At 31.4% G+C, this 10,182-nt stretch carries 6 protein-coding genes and 1 pseudogene; 4 read left to right on the forward strand and 3 right to left on the reverse strand.

The window, feature by feature from the left end:
• Positions 1 to 750 precede the first annotated feature (750 nt).
• Positions 751 to 1,365, reverse strand: a pseudogene (locus tag V7024_RS22085) (IS4 family transposase); the annotation flags it as partial.
• A gap of 460 nt (positions 1,366 to 1,825) precedes the next feature.
• Between V7024_RS22085 and V7024_RS22090 the strand changes: the two are divergent.
• The 4 genes from V7024_RS22090 to V7024_RS22110 all read left to right on the forward strand — a co-directional run bounded on the left by V7024_RS22090 (position 1,826) and on the right by V7024_RS22110 (position 8,283).
• Positions 1,826 to 3,064 (forward strand): AraC family transcriptional regulator, encoded by a 1,239-nt coding sequence (locus V7024_RS22090; protein WP_335523951.1) that lies wholly within the window; start codon positions 1,826 to 1,828, stop codon positions 3,062 to 3,064.
• 724 nt (positions 3,065 to 3,788) lie between these two features.
• Positions 3,789 to 4,850, forward strand: coding sequence for an alpha-xenorhabdolysin family binary toxin subunit A (locus tag V7024_RS22100; RefSeq protein ID WP_335523954.1), 1,062 nt, complete (start codon positions 3,789 to 3,791; stop codon positions 4,848 to 4,850).
• 199 nt (positions 4,851 to 5,049) lie between these two features.
• The gene (locus V7024_RS22105; protein ID WP_335523956.1) at positions 5,050 to 7,401 is read left to right on the forward strand and encodes a hypothetical protein; all 2,352 of its coding nucleotides are present in this window, start codon (positions 5,050 to 5,052) and stop codon (positions 7,399 to 7,401) included.
• A 12-nt stretch (positions 7,402 to 7,413) separates the two neighbouring features.
• Positions 7,414 to 8,283 carry a hypothetical protein gene (locus V7024_RS22110; protein WP_335523958.1) on the forward strand — a complete coding sequence of 290 codons (870 nt, stop codon included), beginning with the start codon at positions 7,414 to 7,416 and terminating at the stop codon, positions 8,281 to 8,283.
• Between the two features lie 100 nt (positions 8,284 to 8,383).
• Here V7024_RS22110 and V7024_RS22115 read toward each other — a convergent pair whose 3' ends face one another.
• Together V7024_RS22115 and V7024_RS22120 are read right to left on the reverse strand one after the other, a co-directional pair.
• The gene (locus tag V7024_RS22115) at positions 8,384 to 9,250 is read right to left on the reverse strand and encodes an Rpn family recombination-promoting nuclease/putative transposase (RefSeq protein ID WP_335523960.1); all 867 of its coding nucleotides are present in this window, start codon (positions 9,248 to 9,250) and stop codon (positions 8,384 to 8,386) included.
• A gap of 195 nt (positions 9,251 to 9,445) precedes the next feature.
• A complete protein-coding gene (locus tag V7024_RS22120; protein WP_035435913.1) occupies positions 9,446 to 10,051 on the reverse strand; it encodes a recombinase family protein in 606 nt (201 codons plus the stop codon).
• Positions 10,052 to 10,182 lie beyond the last annotated feature (131 nt).

Genomic DNA, 10,182 nt, shown 5'->3' on the forward strand with positions numbered 1-10,182 from the left:
CCTCCTATGTAATAATTTGCGAGACATAACATTTAAAATAATAACATATTAACTATATATTGTAATTTATTATTATAAAGAGCTGATAAGGAGGTGTCTGAACAAGTGTAGTAGGTTCCTAGCACCCACTCATCTTCAGGAATTTGCATAAAGGCTTGTCGCTGTTCCGGTGAAAGCAATTCGCTACCTCTGCCATTTTCATACAGGGGTAGCGTCCCCAAAATGCGGATTTACAACGTTAAGGGGTACCGCCACACCGCCATCAAGCCAATGACAACAAATAACCCATAACAAAAATTTTGTTATGTTAATGAATGTGTAACAAGACCTCATAAATAAAAAAGATAAGACCAGGAACTCAGTCTTATCTATGGCATAAGGAGAAACAAATAGGGTGATAACCATCACCTTTTCATGATATTACATTAAATTTTAATTTTGAATATTATAACTAAAAATAGTAGCAATATCTATATTGAGAAATTTATTACCAATTCGTTTTAAGTACCAAAAGGTAAACCTTGAGATACATTTTTTACTTTCATGTATTTGGTGTTAAGTTAGTCCCTTGAGTTATCTGTAAAAGTATACTTTTATAGACAATAGGAGGATTCCCTACATCATAAAATGTTCAAAGAACAAACTGTTCGAAAAGGTGTACCTCTATAAACACTTAGACTAGGATCTATAAAAATAAAATTTAGGATATTCATAATATATGAATCCTTTTGTTAGCTAAAATGAAATTTATTCCTCTGAAAAATAACCCAAATCACGAATACATAAATCTTCTGGTCGTAAGGTATCTAAGCACTCCGTCCCAAATGTTTTGTCATTATTTTTTCCTGGTCCAACTTGAAAGTTAAGAAATTCCCCACTGTGCAGATCATATTCTAATTGAATTTTGATTCCGGCTGTTTGGGCACATCCTCCAGAGCCTGGATATACATTCTCTAAAGCATTTGGCACTTGAAATACGGTAGCATCTAGGATACGAATTCGCTGGAAATAAGAGAAGAGATGGTTAGAAATTTGCGTTTGTTCACATACTTTTTGTTGTAACAGTAAAGAAAAAATATGTTGTAAAAACAAAACTGCTTTCGCATTTAAACGTTTATTTAAGCCCTCAGGGCTAAGTAAAGTACCAGTAGCTGCATGAAGCCTACTACATAATCGGACTAATGGGTCACTTGCAATCCGTTGACTCATCCAAATACAAATAGTAGCTAAGTCTGAGCCAGAAAACTTGCGTTTTCGCTTTACAAACCCAAGATTTCTTGCAAGTTCTTCTAAAAATACAGGTGTAACATATCGTTGTAATTCTTCCGCAAATGGTTGTAGTTCATCTTGAATCGAGAGATTCATAAGAAAACGTCATCCTTTCTAATCTAGCATTTTTTAGAAAGAATAACGTTTTTTTCGTTTTATAGATACAATTTCGTTTTATCTTGATGACAATGGGCGGTACCCCCTCTAGTAATAAGTCTTTATTTATGATTTGTTCTAATTTTTGTTGTTGAAAAGTATATGGATGTTTATCATTTTGATTCAGTACCGGCATAAGTGAGTTTTCATCGAGACTTTCAACCTCAAATTCATATTATAAATAAAAAAATAGCCAATGCTAGATATGCATTATTACATGCCTTTCCTTGTAAATATCACATGAAAATTCAAGTTAATTTTACTATAATTAATAGGAAAACATTTCAATTCATACTTAAATTTACTAATTATGTAAAGTTAAGTTAGTGATGCTAATCATTAGGTGGATTATATGTTTTGAATGATTATAAAATTATTATTATCCTGAGAGGTGTCTACCATGAAAATATCTAATCATCCAGATAATAAGGAGTATATTTGTCATTTGATATCTCAAACATTCGAGATAGCTGTTCGTTTTTTAGATAAGAACAAGAATATCCTTTATGAAAATATATATCATAATACTCCAAACCCTTGGTATTCCTCTAAAGAGGAATACCTAAATGAACTTTATTCGGATAATGATCCCGCTAATTTTCCTATTATTAGAAATAATAATTATTTTGAAAACTTCATTTTAATAAACTTAGAAAATAATAAAAATTTTGAAGGAACTTTTATTATTGGGCCCTCTTTATATTTCAAACCATTTGAAAAAATGCTGGATAGAATTATAAATAATTGTCATATCGTTATAAACAAACAAGAAATAATAAACTATTATCATTTAATACCCACGATAAAACAATCATCCTTAATTCATATCAGTGTTCTACTCTATTACATGATTTATTTACAAAAAATAGATGTTAACACTGTTATTGAGAAGAATAAACAGTTTAAACGCGAAATCTGTAGGGTCGAGAATCCTGACTTATATATTTCAATTTGTCATCAAAATAATTCTATGCGTAATGAAATAGCCGTTTCCAGCAAAATGTTTGAAGCAATTAAATCTGGGAACAAAGAGGAATTAATAAAACATTGGGATTCATTTCCTCATAAGACAATTACAGTTTTGTGCATAACTAGTGAATTAAGAAATCGAAAAAATCAAGCGATTGCTGGCATTGCTATAGCTACTAGATATGCAATAGATGGAGGGTTGCCTTCAGACATCGCTTTTTCAATTTGTGAGTTATACATACAAAATGTAGAAAAAATAAATGATGTAAAATCAATATTAGTTTTAGTAAAAGAGGCTTTTTGTAGTTTAACAGAACATGTAAGAACATGTAATGTGAGAAATTATTCGAAGACGATTACTACTTGCCAAAATTATATTTCAAAAAACATTTATCAAGAAATATCCCTCAAACAGCTTGCACATATTACTAATAAGAATTCTATGTATCTATCTACAATGTTTAAAAAAGAGGTAGGAATAACAATAAGTGAATATATTCATCGTGTAAAAGTGGAAGAGGCAAAAAAACTTTTAACTTTAACTAACTATACTTTATTAGAAATCAGTACTTTACTCAATTTTAATAGTCAAAGTTATTTTACTAAGATTTTCAAAAAAAATACCCAAATTACTCCAAAACAATACCGGAATCAATACACCCTTTACTAAAATATATGAATTCTGGCCATAAATAATTATCATATATTCAGAAAGAACATGCCTAATTAAAATTGAAAATAATTTTTTGATTGAACGAATAATCTCAATAGAGTAAAACCTATTGAGATTAGGATTTCTTCCTTAACTTTATACATTCACAAAATCCTGATGTCCCTTCATAGTTAACGGTATTAACTGAATCTCTATTAATTACTAAATTCAAGTAAAAATCGTTATAAATTCCTAATAATGTTATCAAACATTAACTAAATTTTCATGTAATATCTTTAGTGTTGAATCCCCAAAAAGGAGATGTAGTATTAATCATGAAAAATATTAAACTTGTTACTCATGAAACTTTTGTTACTTCTGAAAAACAAAGTATTAACTTTTTAAAATGGATGCACCAAATACCACATTAAAAGTATCTAACGCAAATGTCTGTTTTAGGAACGGATGGCAGTGGGCCGTTAAGTCAAGCGTAATTTCATGGGCAAAAACTCAGAATTATGAATTTTGTTTTCAAACGGATCATGGTTTCAGTTTTTTTGATATTAGAGTCTGTGTAACTGATGATTAGAAAAGTTTTCTGCATCATGGTTCTGTATATCTTAAGGTAACCATTCATTAATTTATTAATGAAGCTAAAAATTCATTTCCTAAAATCTTTGAAGATTTTTATTTGGGGAGTTAATAAATAGAATACTTTATAAACTAGAGAGGATGTATTGTAATGGTAAAACGAGATATTTCGCCAAGGGATCTTGGAGGTAGTAAAGAATCACCATTTTTACTTTCTAAAGAAGACTGGATTATGATTCAAAAATATACAGGTGATGGTGTATATGTCCCTGTAAATGAAGCTGAAATGCGTAAAACTTTAGCACTTTCGTCTTCGGATGAAATTCCAGATTTTGGCGAACTGTATTCAGTTTATTCAAATGTTAAATCTCATTGTCAAAATTGGACGGACAACACATATAGAGAAGTTCTTGGTGTCGCTAATGAAATTGTTAATTATTCCAGAAGGGCGACAGTTTACTACAAACCTTTATTGGATTACTTACCAGCCATTTTAGATGGTGATACTAAATCTTTAGAAATGTTTCAAAAGATTTGTAAAAAGTTAGCGAAGGAAGCAGCAGAATTTCGCGATCATGCTGGTGCTTTGGCAACAATGATTGGAGTATTTGCAACTGACACGGCTAATGATTATAGGGATTTAACAGAAATTAAGGTGAAATATGATGAAATATACGGAGAACATAGTGACGAAGTAGAAGAGCTTAGAGAATCTATAGGGGAATTAAGAGAAGAGCTAGAAGACGCTATGGATAATTACGAAGATTACAAATCTCAATCCTGGCTTTCTCTACTACTAGGTCCTATTTGGGGTCTTGTTTTAAAGGAAATTCTCGATAGTACAGAAGGAAAAGTATTAGAAGCTAAAGTTAAGGCTTTAGAAGAACAAATTGAAGAAGCTGAAAAGATAATCAAAAGAAATGTTTATCTGATGTCTTTGCTTGATAAAACAGATTCGGGAATAAATAAAATTCAGCAACAGATGGCTGACGCCTTACCTATAATACAAAAAATTCATGGTATTTGGAACTCTCTTCACCATGATCTTGATGAACTATCTAAAATTGTTATGGAAGATATTCATGATGATCCGGAATTTGCCGATCTTGGAATTGAATTGGCAATTATGCAATGGGAAGTTGTTGGTCAAGAAGCAGATGACTTCCGAGTTAATGCAGATGTAGGATTCATTGTTGAACAATACACAGCGTAAGCATGGCAGATTTTAAAAATTAACAGTTATAATAAAATATGTCCAAACACTATAAGAGAACCTAATACATGAATAAGTAAAATAAAAATAGCTTAGGTTATATATCTAGAGACAAAAGAAAAATTGTAAGAATAAAATTCTATTTATTCAATACGACCTTTCTTTTGTTTCTTATTTTGTCTAAATGGGGGAATTCATAATGATTCATAGTATTGATTATAAAATTTTATACGAAGAGTTATTGAACAATCAACAAATTCCAGGAACGTCTTACTTAAATGCAACAAGAACAAAATATGAAATTCGTGATTTATTCGTTGACTTAGGTGAAGTATATAAGTCTATTGAAAACAGTGAATTGACACCAAGAATGATTTCAATCTTTGCGGATGTTGTTCGAATTCCTGATGAATTTAATTGTATTTTACAAGATATGCAAATAGTTATTAGAGCAAGACGTGTAGAAATAGAATCTGAGGGAACAGCAGAGATTATACTAGATTATAAAAATGGAGGAGATTTAGCCCAGTTGACGATATATGCTATGGAGCTTTCTGGAACATTAAATGCTACTCCAATCTATAGCCAAAGTAATGTCCCCCCTTACTCTATAGAATTGAGCAATAAAGGAGTACGATTGTATGATAACGAAGGTACATTTACCGTAGCAGAAATTACATACGTAGTTCCTACAACACAACTTCCAAAACTTTTTGCATCTGTTTTCCAAGTAGCTTGTTTATTTTTTGAATCAAAACCAGATATTGCAGCTAATCAGTTAAATTGGTTAAAGATATTTACTGCTCAATATGATGGACAAGGTTCATTATGCTTACAAAGTACTTCGTTATTTACCATTTTGACTGCCAATCGTGGTGATAATACGTTTGTTCCGCTGTTAGATAAAGAACTCTATAGAGATGAAATTAATGCTTTTTTGGCAGCAGCACAGCAATTTGAAGAACAATATCATCGATATTTAGATAAAAACTTGACAATTGATGATCGAAAAAATGCCGCTTTGCTAATGCTAAGACATGAACAAGATACACTATTATTTAAAGAAACATTAATTAATCAAGCTGAAAATAATTTGAAAAATTCTCGAGATGCTATTGAAACATCTTTACGCCAGTTTGAGAATCAACAAAATGTCTTAATATTCTCTAAGATCGAGTTCGAGTATGGACTAAAAAAATATCAATATGAACAACAGATGAAATTAGCTTTTAAAATGGTAAATACTGTACTGAACTTTACACAATCTTTGGGTTCGATAATTGCTTCAGGAGGAACTTCTGCACCTGGAGAGATATTAGGGATTATTAGTAATTTAAAAGAAATTATTGAAACTGGTGGTGAACTATCTGCATTAGCTCAGGCATTAAAAGAAAGTATGGAAGGGCTAAATGATCTTGTTGAATTAATTAACAAGGTATTTGTATTAACAGAAGAGATATCAAAAGCATCAAGAGATATGCAATTCCCAGATGATCTATTTGAAAAGATTAAAGATACGGAGTGGCAAATTCCTCAAGAAGATTTAACTGGTAAAGCCTCTTGGGAGATATTCCAGTTAAAAACAGCTGCCGCTTTAGATGATGCAATTAGGAAGGAAATTGAAGGTGCCAAAGAATATTTACTAGAATTAGATATTTTAGCTGTATATGGACAAACACTTGCTTCCAATCAAGTAGCCCACATTCGTTGTAGTCAAGAACTATTTCGTCTGTTAATTGAAAAACATATCCATCGGGCAGATCTTGCAAGAATAGAAGAGTATATTAAAAATTTAGAGAGTCAAGAATCTGAAACTGAAGAAATGGAACAAAAGTTGTATCAACGTTATATAGATATGAAGCAAATTCTATTTGTAGCATTAGCCAATTATAAACATGCTTATAAATATTGGGCTCTTCAGGATTCATCTGTAAATCCGAATATATTAAAAGGAGTGTCAGAACTAAAAGTAGATGTAGCAACAATACAAACAGATTGTATGAATGCTTTAAGGATGTTCAATCCACCTCCACAACCTTTTCAGAATAGAATAATAGAAATTACAGACTCTAAGATTCTAGAGTCTTTAAAAGAACATAGGGAAACCTCTTGGGAAATAAATTTAAACGATTCTTATTTTGAAAATGAGTATCGCGTTCGTCTTAAATTAATGCGAATTTGGTTAGATGGAATAGATGCTACTTCTAGGGTACAAATTCGAATTACAAACTCAGGACACTATTACGATAACTATAGGGAGAAACAATTTCAATTTAATTCAGAACCCTTTTATAGAGGATTTAGTTATCAAGGTACCACGATTATTACTGATGGTACCATAGCTGAAGAGTTTGCTTACAACTATTTCATTCCAAATCCTTACACAACTTGGAAAATCAAAGTTCAGGATGGACCAAATCTTTCCAATGTGAAAAAAATCAGAATGGAATTAGCAGGTGATCTTGTCACTGATTATAAGAAAAAACTACAGGGTTCATTACAACCTATAGATATTTCTGTCCAACATAAATTAGTAAATAGTAAAATGTAGAGAGGTATTTTTATGAACCCTGTAGTTTTTTCGATACGTCAATTAGAAGATAATAATTCTCCATTTATTTTATCAGTAGATGAATGGAGACATTTTTCTGATTATATGAAAAAATGCAATTCCCTACCAATAAATATAGACGCATTAAAGGATTACATATGCACTAAAAGTGATGGGAAGTTCAAGGAAAGTTGGGACCGTCTAGTAGAAGAAGATACTCCATTTGGTATAATGTTATTTATATCATGGGGAGTAACTAACAAAATAAAGCAAGCATCTATATTTTTGGGAAACGGAGAACCTGCAGAAATAATTTCTCTTGCTCAAAATATTGTAACTGATACAGACTTAATCTGTATTAAACATCATGATGACTTTAATCAAATTCTTTTGGAGGCACAAAACGGTAACTTGTCTCCAATTACTAAATCTAAATTTTTATATATTTGTAATGATTTATCCAATCATGCTTTAAAATATCATCAGCAAGCTCAAAATATGACGAGAGATCTATCCCAATTTTATACAACGATTGGAGAGTGTGATTATGCGTATGAAAAGTGTATTGAGATGATTCCTCTTATAGGAATCAGAAATCATCTCGAGTATTCTGTTGTTTATGGAACTTTTACTTCCTTAGCATTTCAACTTGGCAGTGTTAATCCATCAGAAACGTATATTTTACCAATCATTCGAAAAATCCATCGAATTTGGAGTGCTATATCTTATGATTTAAAAGAATTAGCAAGGGATATGAGTGAGGACTTGGATGATATTCCTGCTATTATTGCCGCTCTAGAGCTTGAATTAGCATTTGAAAATTTGAGTGCAATTTGTAAGGAAGTTGAATATTTTTACGAAAATTATGATAATTACTCCTGAAATAGGGGTTCAGCCGAGATAAGTCCAAAAATGGTCATATAGATGGATAAAATAAAAAGCTTTGCGGGAGTTTTCGCAAAGCTTTTGCCATGATATATAATCATAATAGTAATTTTCGTATTTCTTCTGTACTGAGACCAGTGAATTTTGCAATATCTTCTAATGGCATGCCATTTTTATGCATACCACGAATTAATTGGATTTTTCCTTGTTCAATGCCTTCTTCTCGTGCATGAGCTATTTTAGCTTGTTCATCTAGAAGTATTTTCTCACGAGCTTCATAAGCTGTTCGGAAGGAAGAATCATGGCTCATATTTTCCCATTTAGTTATTGCCTTTTGTAAAATTGGATCTTGATTCATCGCAATCTCCTCCAATGTTTGAGTTAAATGTTCATCTTCGTGGGCTGGCAACAATAACATCCAACGGACAAATGAATTTTCCCATGGATTTACTTTTTCTTCACGCCATTGTTTCACTAATTTTGGAATCTCTACAAAATGAATTTCAATATCATCACTTAGTATCTGTTGTGTTTTGGCATTCCATAATTGGCCGATGGTGTGAAATGAGTCGTCATGAGAAAATAATATGAAATCTAATAAGTTAATGGTAATTGTTTTCCGAAGTGAACGATACGGCATCCCCTCTTGCATTTGGGATGTGTAGAGCTTACTCCAATAATATAGAGAGCGTTTCACCATATCATGTGTATTTCGAAGCTGAATTTCTATATTCACTTGTGTTCCGTTGTCGAGTGTTGCTAACAAGTCTAATATGGATAACTTATCATCTTCATAAGATTTATGAAGATGTGGATCTTCCAATTGTAAAGATGTAATAGGTACATCTAAAGATTCCTCTAAAACAGCATTCAAGAAACCAGTTAAAATTTCTTCGTTTCCTTTTGTTCCGAATAACTGTTTAAAAGCAAAATCGATTCGTAAATTTACTAATTTTGTGGACATGGGTTTCCTCTCCCTGTCTATTTCTCTTTCTTATATTGTACAAGAAACCAAAAGTAATGTGCAATTAGCTAAGTCCTTTATGTATTACGGTGAAATTCCTTTTTAGAAAACAAGAAATTTACCCAATTCTCTCATAAGGACCAATACCAGCATTCTTGTAACTAAGGACAAAGTAAAATTTTTTTGTAGATAAGATTATTTTCTATTTTCATATCTTTTGACTACCCTATAGAATGTCGGGCTAGTCATATTACATCTTCTCATTGCTTCTAATGCTGAAATTTCACCTTTTTTCCACTCTGTGTAAGCTGCAATAAATTCTTCAGTAATTTCAGTTCTAGGTCTTCCCAAATGTTTCCCTTGTTTCTTAGCGATTTCAATTCCTTCTCGTTGACGAGTCTTAATTTTTGTTCGTTCCTCTTCAGCAAGCCAAGAAAGAATTTGTAATACAAGATCTGTAATCAAATTCCCTAAACTATCCTTGTATTGTGTCGTATCAAGCAATGGCATATCCAGGACAATAATATGTGCTTGAATATTTTTGGTGATATCTTTCCATTCCTGAAGGATGGCTTCCTTGTTTCTTCCGAAACGATCAAGTGAGTGAACGTATAAAATATCCCCTTTTCTTAACATTCGTTTTAAAAGTTGATATTGCTCTCGATTAAAATCTCTTCCACTTTGTTTATCGATAAAAATGTCCCGTTCGTCTTTTATATATTGCCTCATAATTTCAAGTTGTCGGTTTTCATTTTGATCTTTACTACTTACACGAATGTAAGCGAATTTTCTAACATTCATACTTTAGTAACTCCTTTATCCTTTCTATAAGTTTATTATAACAAATTTACTTCAAAAGGTATTTATTTTTTAGAAGTACTTCAAATATGTAATTTTCAATGTTTTGAAGCAATGTTTTTCATAGATATCTA

It is taken from the genome of Bacillus sp. JJ864 (genome assembly GCF_036963045.1).
Classification (GTDB): Bacteria; Bacillota; Bacilli; order Bacillales; family Bacillaceae_G; genus Bacillus_A; species Bacillus_A pseudomycoides_C.